Origin of the sequence: Candidatus Defluviilinea proxima (assembly GCA_016721115.1) — a bacterium.
GTDB lineage: Bacteria > Chloroflexota > Anaerolineae > Anaerolineales > Villigracilaceae > Defluviilinea > Defluviilinea proxima.
This window is the reverse complement of the sequence record JADKIW010000001.1, coordinates 2,688,565-2,712,181: the sequence shown is the minus strand read 5'-3', so window position 1 is coordinate 2,712,181 and position 23,617 is coordinate 2,688,565. Positions and strand designations below refer to the sequence as shown.

The following is a 23,617-nucleotide window of genomic DNA, read 5'->3' as shown; positions in this document are numbered from 1 at the left end:
GTTACTTCCCAAATTTTGCAAGAATTTCTTTTACGTGCACCGTCAACTGATCGGGCGCAAACGGTTTCAATAAATATTTTTCAGCACCGGCCTCCAGGCCCTGTTGAATTTCGCTTTCCTGGCCTTTTGCCGAAAGAAAAACAACGGGAATATCCTTCAGGTCGGGATTTGCCTTCATAACCTTGCAGGCTTCATAGCCTGTCATACGCGGCATGCGCACGTCCATCAAAATGAGGTCTGGATTGACTTTGGGAGCCATTTCCACGGCCTCCTCCCCATTGGATGCCGCAAATACCTCGTGCCCGGCAAACCGCAAGGTAAAAGCCACCAGGTCCCGGATATCGCGTTCGTCTTCTGCAATCAATATCTTAGCCATTCATGCCTCATTCTTTTCATAGACAGGCAAGGTAAAGGAGAATGTGCTTCCTTCACCAGGGATGCCGCTACTTTTCATCCAGATGTTTCCTTTATGCATCTCCACGATCTGTTTGACGATGGAGAGACCCAAACCAGTTCCCGGTGTTGCCAGAACCAGAGGATGTTCACCTCGATAGAACCGTTCAAAGATACGTTCCTGGTCTTCCACGGCGATCCCTACGCCATTATCTTTCACGTCCACTTGCACTTGATGTCCACCATTTAATGGTTGGACCTGAACCGTAATCGTACCGCCTTCAGGGGTATAGTGGTACGCATTGAAAACAAGATTGCTCAATATCTGACGGATACGCTCTGTATCACCATAAACTGGCGGCAGTTTCTTCGGAGCATCCAAAGAAAGCGCCATTGCTTTGTTTTCTTCCTGTGATCGACGCAGAACATCTTCAATCACATCTTCAGCCAGTTCACGTAAGTCCAATGCCTGAGGCGAAAGGGTCACACGCGCCGATTCGAGACGAGAAATGTCCAACAGATCATTTACCAAAATATTAAGCCGTTCCGTGTTGCTCTTAATGATCTTCAGGAAGTGTGCCTGATTCTCATTCATAGCACCTGCGGCACCCATCAAAAGGACATCCGTATAACCTCGAATGGATGTCATTGGCGTACGAAGCTCATGACTGACTGTAGCAACAAACTCCGACTTGAGCCTGTCCACTTCGACCTCATGAGTAATATCGCGGAAAATGGATACCGTACCCAAAAAGTCACTTTGCAAAATGACCGGAGCAAGGTGGACCAAAATAATACGTCCATTTTGCAGATCCAATTGTTCCGCGTAGGTCTCACCTTTTTTATAATCGGACGGCGAATCTGACCACGTGCGGATCGTCTGCATCCATGAACCGGCAGCCTTGCCAAACAAGCCAGCAAATACATCAAGAGGTTGCCCAACAACACGCCCAGCCTGAAGATCAAGAATATCCTCAGCGGAGTTATTCAAGAAGGTAATACGATTGTTCGAGCCAGTGACAAGGACACCATCAGCCACAGCTTCGAGAATAGCCTGTGAACGGCTGGCATCTTCTTGCTCACGACGAAGCATAGTACCAAGTCTTTCAGCCTGATCGCGGATCAATTCATACAGGTGGGCATTATTAATCGCGACCGAAACCTGCCCTGCAATTGCCTTCACCATGTTCAAGCGCTCAGAGCTAAAGAAGTTGACCTTACGGTGGAACACCATCAATACGCCGATAACATCTTCCGCTACCAACAAGGGCACGACGATTGCACTGCGGTGCTCATGAGAAGAGGAGGATGTGGTCACCCAACGCGGATCTTTCAACAGGTCGCCGATCAAAACTTCCTCGCGGTTTGCTACGACCCAACCGGCCAACCCTTCACCCACTTTAAGCTTGAAACCACGTCCTTCGCCACTGATCTTATCGGAGAGGTAACCATAGCCAGCACGGTAATGCAACATATTGTCATCTGCGCCACGTAGCATAATCGTACCCTGTTCGGCGCCAATGGCGTCATTCAGCAATGCAAGCGTACGGTTTAAGGCACGGTCTAAATCAAGGCTGGAAGAGACCTCTGTAAGGATACGGAGAAGCGTCTCTGTATTTTGTTGTTCGCGCAACAATTCAGCAGTACGGTCAATAACACGCTGTTCGAGTTCCTGCGCTAGCCGTTGTGTCTCATTGAACAAACGTCCGTTCTGGATCGCTACAATAGCCTGATTGGCAAGCGTACTGAGAATTTGGAGATCTTCCTCTGTATAAACATTTGGCTGATAACTCTGTGCAGAAAGCATACCGGTCGCACGTCCGCCAAGTAACATCGGGACTGCTATAACAGAACGAGGTGCATCAACCTTTCCATAAGTAACAGCTCCCAGCGCATCCACTTCATCAGAGCCATGTACAAATATAGGTTCGCCAGTTGATATTACGCGGCCACTCAGTCCTTCGTCACGTGGGATGCGAGTTACAGGAGAGCGCTGGTCATTGGCTACAAGGTAAACGCCTTCGATCTCATCTGATTCATCATCCAAAAGACTAATCACAAAGGACTCAACTGGCATGAGTTTTTTAGCTGCGCTATGTACGGCAACATAAATCTGCTCAGGGTCAAGGTTTGCGCCAATCTGATAACTTGCGTCATTGAGGATCGAGAACCGTTCAGCAGTCATCAAGGTAGATTGATACAAACGCGCATTTTCAAGGGCTATGGACGCCTGATTGGTCAATGTGCGTGCCAACTCGATCTCGGCAAGGCTAAAGCGGATTGTTTCATTCTGATGAAGGAACATTAAAGCCCGTAAAGATGACGCACTGACAAACGGCATTATCAAAAGGGACTGTGTCCCTTCACCCAAAAAGTCTCCTAAGGGTGTCAGGTCCGGCTCTGCGTTCACCGCATCTGTTGCAAACACACCAAGCGATTCCTGCAAGCGACGGAAAATCGGCGCATCAGGCAATGTATAGGGAAGCTTCTTACCCGGCTTCGGGTTGGAATATTTCCAGATCGCCTTACCGCGCTCAAATGAAACAACAGAAACACGGGGCGCACCCAGTGCATCCTGTAATTCCTGTGCAGTAAGCTGAAGAATCTTCTCTTCGTCAAGCAAACCGCTGAGCGATGAAGAGAAGCGGTTCAAGAGCGCTAGGCGTTGCGATCTTTCATCGAGGTCTGTGGCTCGGCTGATGCTATCTTCAAACAACCTTGCATTCTCAAGGGCAACCGCCGCCTGGCTTGCAAAGGTGGTTCCAACCTGCACATGTTCACGTGAATAGTAATAAGCCTGCCATTTTTCGAGAGCCAACACACCAATCACTTCGCTCTTCGAGATAAGAGGCAAACCAAGCCAGGATAGACGCGGGGCTTCAAGCGTTGGGAAGCGTGGGTCTTGCCGAATGTCACCGACCAAAAGCCCATGTTGCATTCGGATCATTTCCTTGAAGAGTGCGCTGTCTTCCATCGCAATGGTCAGGCCAAGACGTCGTTCAGTATCTGGGAAGCCACGTGCGGCGGCAACCGTTAGGCGGTCTTTTTCACGGATCCACAAAGTGGCTGTATCGTATGGGATCACCGGTCCAAGTTGGTCGAGGAGTGAAGCCACCAATTCAGTACTCTTCAAGCTAGAGGTCAGACTTGAAGAAGCGGCAGTAAGGGCTTCCAATTGTTCCGCACGTTCTTGCGTTGTACGAACGAGGCGGACGTTCTGAAGCGATAAGCCAACCTGTTGCGAGAGAGAAAGGAGAAGGGTTTCATCCTCAGGGCGGAAGGCAGACGGCGTATTGAAGTTATCCAATACGACCACACCCACCCGCTGATCACCCGACTGAATGGGTATCAACACACTTGAAACAGGAAGCCGCCCGCCAGTGGCCTGACGATACAACAACTGGCTTTCGGTCGAGAAGGTGTAATCGCGGGCAAATTGCACTTCATCCAATCGTATGGGACGATTCGTTTCAAACACCTGACCCGGCAACGACTCTCCGATGTTGTAGGTAATGCGCTTCATGGCATCATTATCCGCATACCCAGATACCGCTTGAGGGATCAATTGATTGATATGTTCGTCCCAGATCAGTACGACGCCTGCATGTGCGGAGCTTAATGCTTTACGAGCACTATCCAACAAGGAGCTAACAATACGGTCTGCATCAAGGTCACGCAATTGACGGCTGAAATCAAGCAGAAGATTTACTTCCTGCAAGCGTCTGCGTGTTTCATTGAGCAGGGAAATGTTTTGAAGAATAACTGATGTTTGACGGGCGATCTGGTGATACACCTGCAGGTCTTCGCTGGTAAATGCAGGCATTGGTTCAGGGCTGATCGCCATCATCGCGGCCACTGTTCGATTATCAATTTTGATCGGCAAGCAAACCAAAGACTTCGTATGCAAAGCTGTCAACAAGGGCGTCTCGCGCCATTCGAGATTTTCATCCAAAGTTGAGATCAGGATGGCTTCGCCGCTCTGTAAACATGTCCGAAGCGGGTTCCGTTGTCCAAACAAAGCATCCGGGTTGGTCGCGCGAGGGACACTCCCTAAAACATGTGTCAAACGCGGACCTTCGGAGGTTACTTCGCTCACGAGTGCAACGGACATGCCAAGCTGTGTCAGGGTTTCACGGGCCAATGCTTGTAACGCTGATGACGAGTCCAATTGGCGGCTAACAGATTCAGTAATGGCTAGGCCAGCACGCACACGTTGCGAGCGTTGATCGAGATTTTGAATGGCAATAGTTTGGTCAAGATCCTTACGGAGAAGGATCGGGAGATCGTTCTGAGTGATCGTAAGTAATCGCTGTTGTCTTTCAATACCCGATGAAAGAGATTCAACCTGAGTACGCAGATCAAACAAGCGAGTACTTCCCATGATTGTAAAAGATGCCTGTGAGGCAAATATATCCAACGCTTCGATGGTTGCACGGTCTGGGCGCATGCCATCACGCGGGGAATCGAGGCTAATCACCCCAAGTGGGGTCCCCTGATAATCTTCAAGCACAGTTATGAGGGTGTCATTAACATGCCATGTGTTGGGAGAAGACTTTTGAGGTCGCCCATCCGCATCAAACGCAACCACATGTACATCTGCCGGGACAACAGGCGATTGATCTACAGGAACAAAATATGATCTCTTAATTCGGAATTGAGGTTTAAGAAACTGTTGAAGGCTTGCAAATGGTTGTTTACGAGCTATAAGGTCTGCCAGTGTATCGGGAGGGAACCCTACCCCGGCAACACGCCTTAATAATCCATCACCTGATTCCAAAACGCTGATAAGGACTGCCTTGAAAGGTGTCGCTTCACTGATCTTCTGTGCTATGAGCCGCATAGATTGCTCAAGCGGCTGTTCAAAATTCAACATCACGCTGGTTTCGGATAAATGTGAGAGAACATCGGCACGACGACGGAGAATTTCGGAGCGCTGAAGCTGTTCCTGATAACGCTGGATATTCCCGATAGCGATCGCGGCTTGTGATGCAAGGGTTTGTACAACGTCAAGCGAATCCTGATCAAAATATGCAACCTGCGTGGAATGCAAATGAATCAAACCAGCGGCCTTACCATTGCTGATGATTGGCACAACCATAACCGAATTAATGCCTTCATGCACCTGGACATTCTTAACCTGTTTGATATCCGCGACCAATTGAGGTTCGCCGGTTTCAATGGCTTTCAATTCCACAGGTGAAAGGGTCTCAGGGTGAGTACAGCCAATTGAAAGTGAAACAGGCAAAAGGTTAGTTGAGGCGGTTACGTCGAAAAGCAGAATGGAACCGCATTGTGCACGAGTCGTTCGCAGGCTTTCGTCACGCACTACATCCAAAAGAGACCGTAAGTCTGTTGTGGCGTTGAGTTCGCGGCTGACACGTGCGATAGATGTGAGTTGTTCAACACGCCTACGTAATGTCTCATCTGTAAGTGTAGAACGGGATGCATCATCAACGGCAGACGCAAGTTGCCCAGCGGCTGTCGAAATGATCTGAAGATCGTAATTATTGAAGAACTCGGCCTTACGGCTTCCAAGCATCAGTTCACCGAGACTGCGCTCACGGATAATAAGCGGGACGACAACGGCTGATTCCACTTGAAGAGTTGTCACCAAGGGACGGTAGCTAGGCAATACGCGACGGTCTACACTAAGACGCCCAGACATAAATGATTTCTGACTACCGGATACAGTGAAACGGTATTGTGTAGGGTCTACGTGCAAACGATTGAGGGTGGCTATCGTCTCTGTTGTTGCACCAAAAACGGAGTTTTCGTGGAGGCGAAGATCACCCACTTGCTCATCATGTAAAAAGATGGCGGCTATCTCTCCCTGAAATAGACGCGCAAGTTCTTGAATAGAGAAACGCAGGATTTCGTCGATGGTTGCTGTAGATGCTGCAAGGCTGGCAATACGCCGCATGGCATCAGAACGTAATGCACGTTGACGGGTCTGTTCAACAGTCACAGAATTATCGATAATGCCAGCGGCCTGACGGGCAACAGTTTCGATCAATCGAAGCTCAGACTCTGAAAACTCAACCACAGAACCTTTATGATTGGAAAGCTGGAGGTAACCCACGAGCCGCTCGCTGGAGATCATTGGAGCAAGAACCGCCTCACGCAGACTTGCGGCTTGTGCAAGGGTTTGCAATCCAAGTTCGCGCCAAGTTTGATCTGTTGCGGCATTACGCGTGACAATAAGCTTCTTTTCAAGGACAATGGCTTCAGCAGGGCTATTAAACGAAACGGCGGCGCGATAAATATCAACAATATGCGATGGCAGGCCAAGAAATGGAGACTGCGCCTCCAATGTCCGTTTGCCATCGTCATACAGCAAGAAGCCAAGGATATCAACAGAGAAAAGCGGTGTGATGCTTTCGATCAACCGCTGGATCAGGTTGCTGTAATCGTTCGATGCACCAATCGCCTGCGCGAGGTTGGCAAGCCCGCTTAGTTCCGCCGAACGTTTTTGTTCCGCAGAGTAAAGCGATGCATTACGAAGACCGTAAGCAATCTGTGATGAGACGAGCTGTAATAATTCAAGATCATGTTGCCCAAGTGCATCTGGATTGAGATGTCCCAACTCCAATGTACCAATCAATTGATCGTCAGCAATAAGGGGCATGCCAAGGTAGGATTGAACAGGAGAATTGCCGTTCAAATATGGCACAGAAGATGGAGGCGTGCGGGTATCCGGCACAAGAAGGGGTTTACGCTGATTCACAAGGGAATCGGTCAAACTACCAAATTGAGAGAGTTTGACACGTTGAACACCAGACTTACCAGAGGATTCCAAGGTATATGGTGTGAGTGTTTGGGAGGAAGGGTCCCAAGTTTTGATTTCAAGCAAATCAGAAGAAATCAATTGCGATACATTCAACAAAGTAGCTTGCAATACATCATTGATGTCAAGACTGGAAGAAACATCTCTGCCGAATTCTGATATCAACCGCAGGATCGAAGAACCCTCACCTGTCTCAGCGATGTTCTTTGAAAACTCTACAGTTTTCATTGCAACAAGCATTTGAGGGTAAACACCTGGCACCTGGTAGGAAGACGCTTCTACCAATTGACTGCCAACCGAGAGACGTTTCTGACCAGAAGTTGCACAAAGGCCAAGGAACTCTTCAGAAGGACGAATGCGACGCATCAAGCGCTCAAGATCCGGGATATCTTCCGGGTATAAGCCAAACCACTCACGCGCCGTATCGTTAATGTACTCAATTCGCCCGCCAGACTGGACGAGGAGAATTGCTTCATTTGTTTTTGTTGAGTTAGGGGAAATAAAAGGCGAAATAGGCCGGGGAGATTTTGCCGCTTTTCTGTTGCGTTGTCGCAATGCAACAGTCACCAGCACCGGCACAAGTAATGCCAGCGCCAGCAATATTAAAAAAAAGCCAACTCCCAGCCCGGCAAACATTCTGAGTTATCAACCTGTTTTGGCGGACGGAGAATCCTGCCGACGTGCTTCCGCCGCGAGTTCAGTGATCTCGCGAATATCGGCAAACGAATGTTCATTGGGCGAAACCATGCCCATGGAAATGTTCATAAACGGCACCTTGGTAGTAGTTCCATCTGCGGCAGGAGCCAGTACAAATCCCTGTTGGCGGTCCATGAAGTTGTAGTGGGTCTGTACTTCTTGATCAAACCTTTCCCTGATACGGTTACGAATAGCAACAGAATTTTCAGCAGTGGTGACAATAATGAAATTGTCGCCACCTGCATGGCCGATGAAATCAGAGTTTGTCCCCAATTCGTCGACTACTTCGCCAATCAACATGGCGGTAAAGCGAAGCACATCGTCACCGGCCACAAAGCCGTACACATCCTTGAAAGAGTCAAAGTAGTTGACACGTGCATCGATCAGCGCCCAATTCTTTTCACGAATGATGCGGCGCAATTGCTCTTCGATCAAGCGTCCTGCGGGAAGGCCAGACCGGGGATCGGTCAAGCTCTCGCGTTCAGCACGTCGGATCGCGCCCTGCACACGCAATTTGAGTTCCTCAATATCGAACGGCTTGGTGATGTAATCATCTGCACCCAATTCCAATCCCTGCAGTTTGTCACTGCGCTCATCCTTTTGTGTAAGGAAGATCACAGGGATATGGCTGGTACGCATATTGGTGCGCAAATTGCGGCACACCTCATAACCATCAATATCGGGCAACATGATATCCAACACGATCAAATGCGGGAGAACCTGCTTGGTTTTCTCCAAAGCATCTGAACCGCGCACGGCAACATCGACATCGAAATCCATGCCACTGAAATAGATCTTCAGCATGTTTCCAATGTCAATATCGTCTTCCACAACCAACAATCGCGATTTTCCCATACACTGCCTCCGATATTACGTGTGCAACACACGCACAGGTTTTGCCCTGCGCGCATTGCGCCGCACTGCCTCAATTTGCTGGGGTGTTACTTCCCGCTCGAACGAACGAAAACCGCTCAAGCGAAAACCATGCTTTACTGCCATCGAACCGATCTCCTCGACACGCGCTCTTGTAATATGTTTACCGAGCGTGTAATCTTCGAAGCGTCCTTCTAAAGCCAGAGCAATTGTCTCAGCCATACAGGCATATGCTTTGCCCGGCGGAAAACCGAAGTTAAAGTGGAAATCAACGGGTCCTGGCACATCAACCATTCCACCGTCAATCACTAATATATCATCTCTCACCGCCGCCACCATTGCAGATACATCGCGAGGGCGAGCCACATCACAAACCACACTGCCCGATTGCAAATACTCCGGGCGGATAATATCATGGACAGCGCTCGTTACAGTCAGGATCAGCTGTGCCTCCGAGAGAACATCCATTTTTGTACTGACGATCAACTCGGCTCTTGCATGGACCTTGAGCCTGTCTCGCAATTCTTCAAGCGCATCTTGTCTGCGGCCGATCAAATACAACCGTTCTACATCATCAGCCAACAAATCAGCACAAACTTGCCCAATTGTACCCGTGGCACCCACTACTGCGGCAGTCGCGCCTCGAAGCGGAATATCCATGATACGTGCCGCTTCTCGAATGGCCTCTACAGCCACGATCACTGTGTATGAGTCACCAGTCGTTACAGGAACATCCAGTGCATTTGCAATTGTAACGCCTGCATCTCCAACGACCGAGGTAAAAGCGCCCAACCCAAGCACCTGAGCCCCAAGTTTTTCAGCAAGACGGCCAGTTTGGATAATCTTACGATAAACCGCCTGCTCTGGCAACTCCATCATTCGCCTTGGAGTATAGGGGCAGGCAATAAACCAGCCCTTGATCTCCTTACCCGTAGCTTCCGAACGTATCCCTTCGATCTCGGAAATATAAACTGGAGGGAAGAACGTGGAGAAGAAATCGATCTGCTTCTCATTTAAGACACGTCCTAACAACGGAAACTTCCGGCTGACATCCCGTTTCGGATCGATGGGATGGATGATAAATGCAAAGGTATCCACTCGTTACCATGATTCCAATTCTTGTGAGCTCTTATCCTTGGTCTTGGGAGCATACAATCGCTGGTGTAATCCAGGGAATTTAAATTTGTGATGATCACTGTCCATGTAAGTTACATTCTTATCGATCACACGCCGATCCCTGGATGCGGCTAAAACAACGTCCGACTCAATCGTTCGCGCAGGATACACGATCATGCCCGAACCAATACGACAATTATGCCCCACTGCACTCCCGATCACCGGGCGGTTGGCATGGCTCAGATTACCATTTCCATCCACAGCACGAATCGGAGCAGGCACAAGATTGTAATCAGTAAAAGTTGACCCTGCGCCAATGAACGTGTTGCGCCCCACAACACACATTTGCAAACATGTATTTTGTGCGATCATGCTGTTTTCCATCACAGTCGTCATAAACAGGGATGCACGAAATGGGAGGAAGGTACCATCTCCCACAACAGACAACATCAACTGCACATCCTGCGACACATTGACATTGTTTCCAATAATACAATTTTCTATCACAGCACCAGCATTGATCGTCACATTATCACCGATCGTGGTTGGTCCATGAATGATGGCGTGGGGATCAATAATACAATTTTTTCCGATCGTGACTAGACGGGAACATTCAAGAATTTGGCGACCCTCATACAAGGCGGCACCAAGGATCCCCAGTTTAAACGCCAGATCCGTATTCAGTCGTTGCTGGAATCGCTCCCCACGTGTAAACAAACCAAAAACGATATCGGCAATAAAAACATGTATCCAGCTATCAATTGCAATTAAAGTAGCTGACAAGGGTAATTGAAAAGTTAGATCGCCGCTTTGGTCTGCCATGTAAGTGGGCACGTGATAATAGCCAACTTCCTGCGAGTGCAGATCAACAACCATAGGTTCTACATCCGCGACAGGGCCGCTTGGGTAATACCACAAGTCCGCCAGATAAAGATCGCCTGCCAATGTATAAGAAGTGGAAAGTGGTAGAGCATGTTCTTTAAAGGCCGGGTCCTCAGCAGAAAATGCGGCACGGACCGCACGCTTCTTCTTTCGCGCCATAGAGATAAAGATGCGAATATATTCCTCGTCAAAGAAAAGGTTATCGCGATAGACGATCATCTCTTCTTTATCAGACGGGAATCGTTCGAGGGGATCCAGTTCTTTTTCTTTTGTCGTATAGGGGGCAAGTACGTTCCGTTGGTGCAACCAAAGAGGATGGTTCAAGATACGCAGGTCGCGCGCAGGCTCGTTGAAAGGGGTAATCAGTTTGGGCGACGGAAGGATAATCTTGTACATTTCAATTGACAATTATTCCACAAAATCCCAAAAACAGGGAAAGCTAGTCCCTGCTTGTAACATATACAAAATTGTTGGGGTGGATACTAATAGATCGGGGATTGGTCGATTTCAATGGTGCAACACTCATCTCCGGCCGCAATACAGGTTTTTTCCTCCACATTGAATACTTTCCCACCGCTTAACCAGTATAAAGCCTCTTGTAACAGGCCAACCGCTAAATGACAGACCGGTTCATGCGCGTGGCGCTCCCAACACAAGGGACACCGCTCAATATGCCAGAGAAGTTTGTTACCGTCTTCTTCGATCCGTACTTTTTGGTCGGTAAAGTGATTGAATAGCTCGGCAAACGCCTTTGCCCCTGCACTGACTTTGGCTGGAAGCGGCAAGAGGCGAAAGGCCATTTCGGTAATGCCCATCTGCATACCATACTGACGGACCCCATTATTGAAACAGGCACGCCCAACACGCAAAGCAAGCCCACGTCCACCATGCGGACCATAAACCTGCTCCAACATATCTGTCATAGCACTAATTGTAGTAAAGGGGAATTCGCGCTCGGTGTTTTCGGGCGGATAGTTATCTAAAAGCGATGAAAGCGAGGCGAGGTTAAGAATAGCATGTACGCCATTCCGTCCCATTACCTCTTCCATGGAGAGAAGGATGATTCTCCCCATCCGGTTTGGGTAAAAAAATGACTGTGATTCGGTCATGGAGCCAGCGTTACGGACGTTGTTGTATTCAGAGGTGTGGGCTGTGCTTGAATAATAGGTTGTGCTATTGGTTCTTGGTAATCAAGGAAGGCTTTAAGTTTTTCAGCAAAGATTTGAGGCTCTTCCAACATGGGAAAATGCCCGCACTTTGGGAATCTTTCGATCTTTGCCTGAGGAATCCCTTTTTGCATGGGTTGCCATTGCTTGGGGTGAACAACTTTATCTACATCACCATACATGCCCATCGCAGGAATCTTGATCTGGTCAAGCATTGGGCGAAGATCCGTTCTTCGAAGCGAGGCAATCGAAAGGAGGAATGATTCGAGCGTCGTCTTGGAAAGGTCACGATCCATCATGTTTGGAAAGCGTGGATCGGAGCAGATTACACGAGAATAATAGTGTTTCATGAAGGCTCTAAAAGGACCCATCATATTGAATAACACGAACGCACTGGGACGATAGCCCGCCAATTTGAGTAATGGGGCCAACGAAGACCCAACAATAGGCGAACCGACAACAACAACTTTGCTAACACGTTCCGGAAAACGAATGGCAACTGAAAGGCTGACCGTACCACCCATGCTATGACCGACAAGCGGCGCATGCATGATACCAAGTTGTTCCATGAATTGATTTACAAGGCTGACGAAATCCTGCACAGCGTAGGTTTCGCGCTTTTTACCTGATTCCCCAAACCCCCAAAAATCCATTGCATAGGTGCGATAATATCGACCGAGAAATCCCATCGTCTCCTGCCACAGGCCCCACGAACCGAGCCAGCCATGCAGAAGAATTACGGGTTTTCCTCGCCCATATACTTCGTAATGAACAATACCTTGATCAGTGGTGATCGACGACACGAATTCCTGTCAACCGGGCTCCCCTATCCACCCGACTCCATTTCAGCAAGGATACTATACAACAATTCAAGAAGAACTGACTTTACCGTGTCTTTATCATTGGCTACACAAGGCAGGAACTTCACCTTGCTTTCAAGGCGGAGAGCATGGCGCATATCTTCCAGATCCCATGCGTCGGCCATATCTTGTTTATTCGCCGCAACTACATACGGTGTGGGCGCATATGCGCGAAAGGTTTCAAGGATCGAGCGGGCTTCACGGAAGGTCTCAGGGCGTGTGCTATCGACCATCACGATAAAACCAAGCATGCCCTCGGAGAGGATCTCCCACATGAAATCAAAACGCTTCTGTCCCGGTGTACCGAAAAGGTAAAGGACAAGATCTTCATCAACCGTAATACGACCAAAGTCCATTGCAACGGTCGTGGCTTCTTTTACAGCCTGTTCCGCCTTATTGGAAATCTTGCGCTCGGTCGATACAACGTCGATTTCGCTGACGGATTGAATAAATTCCGTCTTGCCGGCGCTGAATGGACCTGTGACTACCATTTTGACTGTTTGCATAATTTCTTATCCTTCCGCCTGGATCACTATAGCGTTTTGATACGTCCAATTAATTTGTTGACCAATGACTTCTGTTCCTCTTTCACTTGCGTTGGGAACATCTTCGGGCTTTGTTGAACAACCACACCTTCGGGACGAACGATCTCTACCAAACCAGCTTGCAAGAGACCATAAACGATCCTGCGAATCTCGAGGTCGTTCATCTTGTTAGTCTGACCGATCTGCTTCATCGTATTCTTGGGATTAATGAACGAAACCACACGCCATTCTTCCACGCTCAAATTCACATTCTTAAGCGGGCGGTCAGTAAATTTCAACGCCATCTCAAGACTGGGAATTTCATCAGAAAGCTGTTCCCATTCACGCAATTGGCGCGAACCTTCAATAATAATGTTTTCAAGATCAAGTCGTACATTGATGCGATCCGTCGGCGCCATCATTTCCGCTTCAAAACGGAACATACCTTCCACCCACGTGAACAACCGACGCACAGCTTCTGTAAAATATGCCTGCAAGTTGGCAAGGATGTCTTCTTGTGTCAGGTACCCGGAGTTAATTAGCAACAGACCCAGTTCCTTATCAGAAATATTTCCTGCGCGCTCTACAATGGCACGATATTGATTCACCGTCAAACGATTGGCCTTGTGTAAGACAGATGCGAGACTTCCATCATCCTGACCAACACGAGCATAGGCCAATTTACCATCGCGGAACGAAATATAAGCCTGCTCACTCGGGCCATCTACAACCAGCGTACCGGTCTTATGAGCCAGATTGATCAGGTTTAGCAATTGTGTAATCGTAAAATCACGCAAATTTCCGCGAAGGGCCATGAATACCTCAATAAAATCTCCCCGAGTCAGGAGAATGAAAGGATTATACTTGCAAGGTATACAAGCGTCAAACAAACTTATTGATATTGAAAAGTGTCTGGAAGGTTAGACAAACGGCCAACCTTTCAAATAATTTACAAGGAGACATGATATATGAGACGAATTCTGACCCTGCTCACGCTCATTCTTAACCTCGTTCTGCTTCCGGTTCAAACAGCCTTTGCCGCATCCCAAGCAGATGTGACCAAAGATCAGGCTGTTCTAGATTTTCCGAACACGGTTACGTTCAGCGCTACCATTAAAAGTAACGCAAACATCACATCCGTGGTCCTTGAATATGGAACCAAACAACTGACTTGTGGCGAAGTGATCGCAAAAGCCTTCCCACAATTCACCCCTGCCCCATCTGTAGATGTGGAGTGGACGTGGGACATGCGCCAAAGCGGATCACTGCCACCCGGCGCAGGGATCTGGTGGCGCTGGCGATATACCGATGAAAGCGGAGCAGAAACCGTAACCGACAAACAAACAGTCACGTGGCTCGATTCCCAACACAAATGGGAAACTGTATCGAAAGGCAAACTCAATTTACATTGGTATTCTGGCGATCAAGCCTTTGCACAAGATCTGCTCAACACTGCTGGCGGTGGACTTGAGTTTAATAAGACAAAGTCGGGTCTTACCGCAGATTCTCCCATCGACCTTTACATCTACGCCAACACGGATGACATGAAAGATGCCATCCTCTACGAACCTTCATGGACAGGCGGACAGGCTTTCCCCGATCACGACATTGTCATCATCGGCATCTCAAAAAATGATCTCGAATGGGGACGCAAAGCTATCGTACATGAGTTGACCCATGTGCTCGTCGGTCATCTCACATTTTCCTGTCTTGGCGGCGTGCCAACCTGGCTCAATGAAGGATTAGCCGTATACAGTGAAGGAGACCTCGACTCGAATTCACAATCGCAACTCGATCAAGCCATTCGTGATAACTCACTACTCTCTGTCCGCTCATTAAGCGCAGGGTTCTCGGAGGTTTCGGATAAAGCAAACCTCTCCTACACTCAATCGTTCAGCATTGTAAAGTTTCTTATCGAAACGTATGGGCAGGACAAAATGACAAACCTGCTCACTTCCCTGCGTGATGGGATGGCAATCGATGATGCACTTACGCAAGTGTATGGATTTAACGTCGAAGGGCTCGAGGATGCTTGGAGAAAAGCGGTTCAAGCTCAGCCACGGTCTACATCTGCTCAACCGACCGCTCAGCCAACCCCAACCTTTGTTCCCACCATCGTCCCGATCTCAGGGGCGCCACAAGCCAATCAAAATGCTACACCCATCCCTACTTCATCTTTTGGAGAGCAACCCACAGGGACATCCTCCACCCCAAGCGGACCTCCCCTTGCTCTTACACTTATCCTGCTAGGGATGTGTTGTGTTTTCATTCTTCTCATCGGTATCGTTGTACTCGGCTTTATTGTTCGTCGTGGCAACAGCAAAGGAGGAAACAATGTTTAAGAAGTTCACTTCCATACTTACGGTATCCCTTGTTGCGATTCTCATATTTAACGTCGCTACGCCAAATCAAGTATCAGCGTGGCAAATTGACATTCCGCTGAATCAGGCCTTGGTGCTGGAAGGAGGCGAGTCCACAAATCCACGTGAATATGACCCTGCCACTACACACGGTTCTGGCGACAAACGTGTCTTCAGTGGATTAGTCTCTTTCGACCCTCAATTGAATTTGACTCCCGATCTCGCAGAGAGTTGGGATGTGAGCGATAACGGCACCACATACACGTTTCATTTACGCACGAATGCCAAGTTCCATGATGGACGCGCTGTTACCGCGCAGGATTTTGTTTATTCATTGGAACGAGCTTTAAGCCCCGATCTCGAATCAGACACAGCGCTCACTTACCTCGGCGATATTGTCGGCTCAAAAGAATATGCAGCGGGTCAGGCAGATCACGTCACGGGAATCAGCGCAGTGGATGAACATACATTGCAAATCAAGATCGACGCGCCCAAACCATATTTCTTGTTGAAACTCACGTATCCCACTGCGTTCATAGTAGATAAAGCAAATGTAGAAAACGGAGAAGATTGGTACCGTCAACCGAACGGCACTGGGCCATATCGCATCACCGAATGGACATCTTTCAAACGTATCGTATATGAAGCCAATCGGGATTTTTATCTGGGTGCGCCTTCAATCCCGTACGTAGTCGTCAATTTGTTTTCAGGTGACAGCCAGCGTTTATATGAAACAGGTGATGTAGATATTACAGGCGTGTATTCCATCGAACGGTTCACAGACCCCACAGAACCGCTTCATAACGAATTGCGCACAGGCGTCTCGCTCTGCACAGGCTACATTACATTCGATACAACCAAACCACCCTTTGATGATGTCAACGTCCGCAAGGCGTTTTCGATGGCGTTCAATCGTCAGCAATACATTGACGTGGTTTCGAGTGGACATGCCTTACCTGCACAAGGATTGTATCCGCCGGGCTTACCGGGTTTCAACATTGCACTCCAAGGTTTGCTTTTCGACCCCGCGCAAGCGCGTGAACTCTTGAAGCAATCCAAGTACGGTGACAACCTGCCGCCCATCGTCTTTACCAACGGAGGCACTGGAAGTTACATCCGTTCTGATGTGGCCGCCCTGGCAGATATGTGGAAAAAGAATCTCGGCGTGACGATCACGGTTGAAAACCTTGAGCCGAATTTTTATCTCGATCAAATTTACTCGGGTAATCACGGTCAACTTTTCAGTGGCGGTTGGTGTGCCGATTATCCCGACCCTGAAAACTTTGCCGATGTATTGTTCCATAGTGGTGCACTCCAAAACTCAGGCGGATACTCCAACCCCGAACTCGACACATTGCTTGAATCCGCGCGCATCGAACAGGATGTGACCAAGCGCATCGGAATGTATCAACAAGCCGAGCAGATCATCGTAGACGATGCCGCCGCACTATTCACAGTGCACTATCTTTCATATGAATTGGTCAAGCCTTACGTAAAAGGATATGTGCTGACACCGATCGACATCCCCATTGAACGTTATATGTGGCTGGAAGGGAAATAGACGATGGACCATGGACGGTGGACAATGGTCAACGGTCTATCGTCTATGGTCTGGTTTCCACCGCAAACTCAACACGCGTCATTCTTCCGCCGAGACTGGATACGCTCATCTGGAAGCTTAAACTTCCTCCGGGCTGGACCCCGCCTCCTTCCCAGCGTTTGACGCCAACCACACGACCTTCTTCATCGTAAGCCACAGCCGCAACCCAAGTTTGTGTTGCGGCTTTTGATTCCGCTGGCAAACGGACTTCGCCAGTGATGTTTGCGTAATGTCCTTCCGCATTGATCTCTACCAACGTGTTGTTGACTGTCGCTGGCAAATATCGCGTATCGTTCGGCAATAAACGGATAGCAGTCAATATCTGTACTTGTGGTTTTGCATCCACAGGCAGTTCGGGAGGAAAATAAATAGAAAGAGGCAATGATGTGTTGGGAGGAAGAATGTCTAAAGGGAGTAAGGCAGTTTGCGTTGCGAGAAAATTTTCGTTCGCGTCAACCAGCGTTACTTGCGCACTGATGTTTTCCATGAACTCAGATGTATCATTGTGAGCAAGCACAAAACACCACATGCCTTTATTCGCTGTTGAATAACATTCGACCTGTTGGACAGTGAACGGAGCGGAGTCGGCGTCGCTTCACCAGTGGGGTTATCGGGGACACTGGGAATCTTGAGCGTTGTCCCAACAGACATGGCATTTGCATTGACTTCGGGATTGATAGAAAGTAATTCATCAATCGTCACACCAAATTGGAGCGCGATACTGCTGATCGTGTCACCTGCTTTGACTGAGTAAGTGAAAGGCGTGGAGGTAGGTAAAGGTGTCTTAAGGGGAACCAGCCCCTCTGGAGTCAATGGAAGCGGGGCTTGGGAAGTTTGAGTGAAATATGGGATGAGGTCCACAGGCTTGGGCGTGGATTGAATCTGTTGAGGGGCGCAAGCAGTCAACAATAAAAGGATGAAAGAAAAGCTTTTTCGCATGGCGAGATTATAATGGTTATACAAAATCTATTCGGAGGCAGTACATGAACTATCGGTTTTTGGGAAGAACAGGGATTCGAGTAAGCGAATTATCGTTAGGATCCTGGGTGACGTTCAGCGATCAGGTGAATATAGATGCGGCGGCTGAGATCATGGCGGCGGCATATGATGCAGGTGTAAATTTCTTCGATAATGCAGAAGCTTATGCAGCAGGTAAATCGGAAGAGGTAATGGGGGCGGCGATTCGGAAACTTGGCTGGCACAGGGAAAGTTATGTTGTCACAACAAAACTATTCTGGGGCTTGCGAGAAGGAATCAACGAGAAGCAGACATTGAACCGCAGACGTTTGATCGAAGGCATCAACGGTTCTCTGAAACGTTTTGAATTGGACTATGTGGACGTGTTGTATTGTCACCGCCCTGATAAAAACACGCCCATTGAAGAGACTGTGTGGGCAATGCACAATATCATCGAATGGGGCAAGGCGATGTATTGGGGCACATCGGAATGGAACGCGACGGAGATCGTGGAAGCGATTGCAGTGGCAGAGAAACATCATCTGCATAAGCCCGTCGTGGAGCAACCACGCTACAACTTATTTGAACAATATCGATTCAAAGGCGAGTATGAGCGCTTCTATAAAGAGTACGGATACGGGTCCACAACGTTCAGCCCGTTAGCCGCGGGGTTGCTAAGTGGCAAATACAATAAGGGCATTCCATCGGATAGCCGCGCCGCAACAACAAATATGGATTGGTTCAAGGAAAATGTTACCAACCAGGAAAAGCTGGCAAAGGTGCAAGCCTTGGAACCCATTGCGAAAGAAGTAGGTTGCACGATCTCACAGTTGTCCATTGCGTGGTGCTTGAAAAATCCGTTCGTGAGTTCGGTGATTACGGGCGCAAGCCGTGTGGAACAAGTGCACGAGAATATGAAAGCAGTGGAAGTGGCATCGAAGTTGACAGATGAAGTGATGAAGAAGATTGAAGCGATATTTGGGGAAGGCAAGTAGACACGTACATTAAGTAAACAGACAAACAGGTAGATGCGGCTACGTATTTCCGTGTCTACCTGTTTGTTTACGCAGGTATAATCGCCCTTATTGGTTTCCAACAAACGGAGGTGTCATGCAATCGTTCGATTATGTAGCACCGAAAAGCGTTGAAGAGGTCGCCACTCTTCTTGCTGACAAAAATGGGGATGCACGAATTCTCTCTGGCGGCACGGACTTGCTCGTGCAATTGCGGGAAGGCCGCCGCCAAACCAAACTCGTCATTGATATCAAGAACATCTCAGAACTCACACAAATCACATTCGATTCTAAAAACGGACTCCGCATCGGCGCGGCGGCATCATGCCATGAGATTTGCAGTAACCCAAATGTGATTAAACACTATCCCGGCCTCGTGGATGGCATCCATCTCATTGGCGGTGTGCAGATTCAAAATCGTGCGAGCGTGGGAGGTAATCTCTGCAACGCCTCGCCTGCCGCTGATTCGATTCCTGCACTCATTGTGCATCAGGCGGTGTGTCATATCACAGGCCCCAACGGTTCACGCACGCTTCCCGTTGAGTCGTTTTGTGTTGCACCCGGGAAGAACGCCTTACAGTCGGGTGAGTTTCTCACGTCCATCACTGTCCCTGCACCTAAAGAAAATTTCGGCGCAAGTTATCTGCGCTTCATCCCTCGCAACGAAATGGACATCGCTGTCGTCGGTGTGGGAGCGTCCGTTCTTTTGGGTGCGGATCGAAAGCGATTCGTCGCTGTGAGAATTGGACTCGGAGCGGTCGCCCCTACCCCTCTGCTTGCTTCGCCTGCTGGAGATTTTCTCGCAGGGAAAGCGTTGACTCATGAAAACGTCAAAGAGGCCGCAAAGAGGGGACAAGCGATCGCCAAACCCATCACAGACTTACGCGGCACGGCCGAACATCGTAAACATTTAGTGGCCGTTCTTGTTGAACGTACCTTAAACATAGCCATCGAACGTGCAGGAGGAAAATATGCCGAATAAGACTCATATCACAGCCACAATCAACGGCGAGGAAATGGAATTCCTGTGCGAGCCACATCAAAGTCTCCTTGAAGTTCTGCGTGAGACAGTTGGTCTCATGGGTACAAAAGAAGGATGCAACAACGGCAATTGCGGATCGTGCAATGTCATCCTCGATGGCGTGCTGGTCAACTCATGCCTTGTGTTAGCCGTTGAAATTCAGGGACGTTCCGTCACAACCATTGAAGGCATCGCATCACCTAACGGGCTTCATCCCTTACAACAAAAATTCATCGAACACGCCGCCCTGCAATGCGGATATTGCACACCGGGTTTCATCGTTGCCAGCAAAGCCTTGCTCGACCAAAACCCAGATCCAAGCGAACAGGAAGTCCGTGCATGGCTGGCAGGGAATTTGTGTCGTTGCACGGGCTATGATCGAATCGTAAAAGCCGTATTGGATGCGGCTGATGTTTGACGGACTATAGACCATAGACCGTTGACCATTTTATCGTCCATCGTCAACGGTCCATGGTCTATAGTGAACCTGCACAACAAGTAAGGAATACGAAATGACAACTTTAGACAAACCAACTGAATATAAAGTCATCGGCACTTCCCCACTCCGACATGATGGCGTGGATAAAGTAACGGGACGAGCCGCATACGGCGCGGACATTCGCTTACCGGGCATGTTATACGGTGCGGTACTGCGGAGTCCGCATGCACATGCGAAGATTATCTCGATTGATACGAGTGATGCAGAAAAACTTCATGGCGTGCATGCGGTCATCACTGCGAAAGATTTCCCTGACCTCGAAAGCAAGATCGTTGAATTGGGCGAAAGCGTTATAGACCGTAAATATCAAAGCAACAACGTCTTGGCACGTGACAAAGTCCTTTACTTCGGTCATGCAGTGGCCGCAGTTTCAGCGACCAGCCTCCACGTTGCGAATGAAGCGCTGTCATTGATCAGAGTCGAGTATGAGGTGTTGACTCCTGTTTTAGATGTGAGAAAGGCCATCGAGGCAGAGAGTCCTATTTTGCTTGACGATTTGCGCACAGACGAGTTTGGCAAAAAAGGCGATACGCCAACGAACATTGCATGGCATGGACAGAATGCGTGCGGCGATATCGAAAAAGGATTCAAGGAAGCGAAGTTCATCGTTGAGCGCGAATTCAATACAAAGATGGTGCATCAGGGATACATCGAGCCGCAAAATGGAACGGCTCAATACAACCCCGATGGGCAAGTGACGATCTGGTGCAGTACACAGGGTTCGTTTGGTGTGCGCGATCAAGTGGCGGAAATTCTTGAGATCCCTGTCTCGAATATTCGTGTTATCCCGATGGAGATCGGCGGCGGGTTCGGCGGCAAGAACGGCGTGTATCTTGAGCCACTCGCCGTATTGCTTTCAAAGAAAAGCGGATACCGCCCCGTCAAGCTGACGATGAGCCGTGCGGATGTGTTGGCGGCAACAGGGCCTACTTCGGGTTCGTACATCAAAGTCAAAATGTGCGTTGATGCAAACGGTAAGATCACAGCCGCGCAAGCGGAACTATTGTATGAAGCGGGCGCATATCCTGGTTCACCCGTTGGTGGTGCGATGGTGGTGATGTTTGCGCCGTATAAGATCGAGAACGGGCTTGTCGATGGCTACGATATCGTGGTCAACAAGCCGCGCACTGCCGCGTATCGCGCACCGGGCGGAACGAATGCCGCCTTCACTGCGGAAGTGATCATTGATGAACTTGCTGAAAAACTTGGCATGGACCCGATCGAGTTTCGTTTGCTCAACGGCGTGCAAGAAGGTGATCGAAGAATTGACGGCGCGGCTTTTAAGACGATTGGCTATTTGGAGACTCTTCAAGCCGCGAAAGAATCGGATCATTACAAATCACCGCTTCCTACTGGACCGAATAGAGGGCGCGGCGTTGCTGGAGGCTTTTGGTTTAACTATGGAGGAAAATCTTCAGCCTCTGCCAGCGTGAACAACAATGGAACCGTGAGCCTGTTGGAAGGTTCTGTGGATATCGGCGGCTCACGTACATCACTTGCCATGCAACTTGCAGAGACTCTGGGAATCTCTGCCGAGGATGTGCATCCCATTGTGGCGGATACGGACTCGGTCGGCTACACCGAAGGGACATATGGAAGCCGCACAACGTTTGCAACGGGTTGGGCGGTTATTGAAACTGGCAAAGCACTGATCGAGAAATTGAAGGAACGTGCCGCCATCCTTTGGGAAGTGGAAAAGGATACTGTTACATTTGAGAACGGAGTCTTTTCGTCAGGCGATAAAAAGTTGACCTTCAAAGAACTCGCCGAAAAATTGGACGAAACAGGTGGACCTGTCGTTGCCAGTGCGGCAGTCCAACCGCGTGGGAATAATCCTGGCTTTGCGGTTCATATCGTAGATGTGGAAGTGGATCCTGACACAGGCAAAGTGCAGATCCTACGTTACACAGCGGTTCAAGATGTTGGCAAAGCGATTCATCGTGCGTATGTCGAGAGTCAAATTCAAGGCGGAGTTGCGCAAGGCGTTGGCTGGGCATTGAACGAAGAGTATCTCTACGATGAACAGGGACGATTGCTCAACGCGAGTCTGCTCGATTACCGTATGCCCGTCGCGCTCGACCTGCCGATGATCGACACGATCCTTGTGGAAGTCGCAAACCCTGGGCATCCTTACGGAGTGAGAGGAGTCGGCGAAGTGCCTATTGTCCCGCCGCCTGCGGCGATTGCGAATGCGATCTATAACGCCATCGGCGTGAGGATGACAGAGTTGCCGATGTCACCTGCAAAGGTGGTGGAGGGATTGAAGAGGTAGTTGGATTACCTCGTTAGATTTACTATATGAATACCCACCTTACACCATATGCTGACATTATAGAGGCGCTCTGTCAGTGGGCTGAGAGCCACAACGCTGATAGTCTCAAATACGAAAACTTACCCGAAATATTGACTCTTAGCAAACACGATGTGTCGCAAATCTCTAAAGTAATGTCAGCCATACTCAGTTTCGCAGAAACTGATATTCGACTCTATGTAATTAACGCATTGCCACATCTTGTTCCGAGTGATGTAATGATTGACTTGCTCTTACCATACTTGTCTGACTCAAGTTCGGGTATACGATGGACATTATGTGAGTTATTTCATGGATATCCAGACTCAAGGGTTGTTCTTCCGTTAGTAAAGGTACTACAAAATGACGCAGACCCAAACGTTCGGCTTGTGGCAGCAGAGGCGTTATATGCTGTTGGTGATGAAAGAGCTATTCCAGCACTCGCCTACGCAGAAAAATATGATAAGGGAAAAGATTATGAAGATCGAACTATAGCAAATGCTGCACATGAAGCAATCGCGGCGATTAAAAAAAGAATGAAATCCAAATGTTAGTTGCCTAAAGCAGTAATTCAACAAAGTAC

Annotated in this window: 18 protein-coding genes; 7 read left to right on the top strand and 11 right to left on the bottom strand. The window is 48.8% G+C overall.

Annotated features, from left to right (window positions below; genetic code table 11):
- Nucleotide 1: 1 nt before the first annotated feature.
- The 9 genes from IPP66_12560 to IPP66_12520 all read right to left on the bottom strand — a co-directional run bounded on the left by IPP66_12560 (nucleotide 2) and on the right by IPP66_12520 (nucleotide 14,109).
- A complete protein-coding gene (locus tag IPP66_12560) occupies nucleotides 2-376 on the bottom strand; it encodes a response regulator (protein ID MBK9926110.1) in 375 nt (124 codons plus the stop codon).
- On the bottom strand, nucleotides 377-7,813 hold the full coding sequence (locus IPP66_12555) for a GAF domain-containing protein (protein MBK9926109.1): 7,437 nt from the start codon (nucleotides 7,811-7,813) through the stop codon (nucleotides 377-379).
- Between the two features lie 9 nt (nucleotides 7,814-7,822).
- Nucleotides 7,823-8,728: a response regulator gene (locus IPP66_12550; GenBank protein MBK9926108.1), complete on the bottom strand. Its 906-nt coding sequence runs from the start codon at nucleotides 8,726-8,728 to the stop codon at nucleotides 7,823-7,825.
- A gap of 15 nt (nucleotides 8,729-8,743) precedes the next feature.
- Nucleotides 8,744-9,844 (bottom strand): shikimate dehydrogenase, encoded by a 1,101-nt coding sequence (locus tag IPP66_12545; GenBank protein ID MBK9926107.1) that lies wholly within the window; start codon nucleotides 9,842-9,844, stop codon nucleotides 8,744-8,746.
- Nucleotides 9,845-9,847: 3 nt separating this feature from the next.
- Entirely contained in the window at nucleotides 9,848-11,140 is a 1,293-nt protein-coding gene (locus IPP66_12540) for a multidrug transporter (GenBank protein MBK9926106.1), read from the bottom strand.
- Between the two features lie 86 nt (nucleotides 11,141-11,226).
- Nucleotides 11,227-11,853 carry a 4-vinyl reductase gene (locus tag IPP66_12535; protein MBK9926105.1) on the bottom strand — a complete coding sequence of 209 codons (627 nt, stop codon included), beginning with the start codon at nucleotides 11,851-11,853 and terminating at the stop codon, nucleotides 11,227-11,229.
- Nucleotides 11,850-12,713 carry an alpha/beta hydrolase gene (locus IPP66_12530; GenBank protein MBK9926104.1) on the bottom strand — a complete coding sequence of 288 codons (864 nt, stop codon included), beginning with the start codon at nucleotides 12,711-12,713 and terminating at the stop codon, nucleotides 11,850-11,852. The genes IPP66_12535 and IPP66_12530 overlap by 4 nt, the downstream gene beginning before the upstream one ends.
- A gap of 23 nt (nucleotides 12,714-12,736) precedes the next feature.
- Entirely contained in the window at nucleotides 12,737-13,276 is a 540-nt protein-coding gene (locus IPP66_12525) for an ATP/GTP-binding protein (protein MBK9926103.1), read from the bottom strand.
- Between the two features lie 26 nt (nucleotides 13,277-13,302).
- Entirely contained in the window at nucleotides 13,303-14,109 is an 807-nt protein-coding gene (locus IPP66_12520; GenBank protein ID MBK9926102.1) for a DUF4388 domain-containing protein, read from the bottom strand.
- Nucleotides 14,110-14,262: 153 nt separating this feature from the next.
- On the opposite strand from IPP66_12520, the gene IPP66_12515 reads away from it, so the two are divergent.
- Nucleotides 14,263-15,636, top strand: coding sequence for a hypothetical protein (locus tag IPP66_12515; protein ID MBK9926101.1), 1,374 nt, complete (start codon nucleotides 14,263-14,265; stop codon nucleotides 15,634-15,636).
- A complete protein-coding gene (locus tag IPP66_12510) occupies nucleotides 15,629-17,215 on the top strand; it encodes a peptide ABC transporter substrate-binding protein (GenBank protein MBK9926100.1) in 1,587 nt (528 codons plus the stop codon). Before IPP66_12515 ends, IPP66_12510 begins: the two co-directional genes overlap by 8 nt.
- A gap of 43 nt (nucleotides 17,216-17,258) precedes the next feature.
- Here IPP66_12510 and IPP66_12505 read toward each other — a convergent pair whose 3' ends face one another.
- Together IPP66_12505 and IPP66_12500 are read right to left on the bottom strand one after the other, a co-directional pair.
- Nucleotides 17,259-17,741, bottom strand: coding sequence for a hypothetical protein (locus tag IPP66_12505; protein MBK9926099.1), 483 nt, complete (start codon nucleotides 17,739-17,741; stop codon nucleotides 17,259-17,261).
- Entirely contained in the window at nucleotides 17,717-18,193 is a 477-nt protein-coding gene (locus IPP66_12500) for a LysM peptidoglycan-binding domain-containing protein (GenBank protein MBK9926098.1), read from the bottom strand. The genes IPP66_12505 and IPP66_12500 overlap by 25 nt, the downstream gene beginning before the upstream one ends.
- Nucleotides 18,194-18,237: 44 nt before the next feature.
- On the opposite strand from IPP66_12500, the gene IPP66_12495 reads away from it, so the two are divergent.
- The 5 genes from IPP66_12495 to IPP66_12475 all read left to right on the top strand — a co-directional run bounded on the left by IPP66_12495 (nucleotide 18,238) and on the right by IPP66_12475 (nucleotide 23,588).
- Nucleotides 18,238-19,206, top strand: a complete 969-nt coding sequence (locus tag IPP66_12495; protein MBK9926097.1) for an aldo/keto reductase — start codon at nucleotides 18,238-18,240, stop codon at nucleotides 19,204-19,206.
- Nucleotides 19,207-19,321: 115 nt separating this feature from the next.
- Nucleotides 19,322-20,206: an FAD binding domain-containing protein gene (locus IPP66_12490; protein MBK9926096.1), complete on the top strand. Its 885-nt coding sequence runs from the start codon at nucleotides 19,322-19,324 to the stop codon at nucleotides 20,204-20,206.
- Nucleotides 20,196-20,663, top strand: a complete 468-nt coding sequence (locus tag IPP66_12485; protein MBK9926095.1) for a (2Fe-2S)-binding protein — start codon at nucleotides 20,196-20,198, stop codon at nucleotides 20,661-20,663. Before IPP66_12490 ends, IPP66_12485 begins: the two co-directional genes overlap by 11 nt.
- A 94-nt stretch (nucleotides 20,664-20,757) precedes the next feature.
- Nucleotides 20,758-23,016 (top strand): xanthine dehydrogenase family protein molybdopterin-binding subunit, encoded by a 2,259-nt coding sequence (locus IPP66_12480; GenBank protein ID MBK9926094.1) that lies wholly within the window; start codon nucleotides 20,758-20,760, stop codon nucleotides 23,014-23,016.
- A gap of 26 nt (nucleotides 23,017-23,042) precedes the next feature.
- The gene (locus tag IPP66_12475) at nucleotides 23,043-23,588 is read left to right on the top strand and encodes a HEAT repeat domain-containing protein (GenBank protein MBK9926093.1); all 546 of its coding nucleotides are present in this window, start codon (nucleotides 23,043-23,045) and stop codon (nucleotides 23,586-23,588) included.
- The last annotated feature ends 29 nt before the right edge of the window (nucleotides 23,589-23,617 follow it).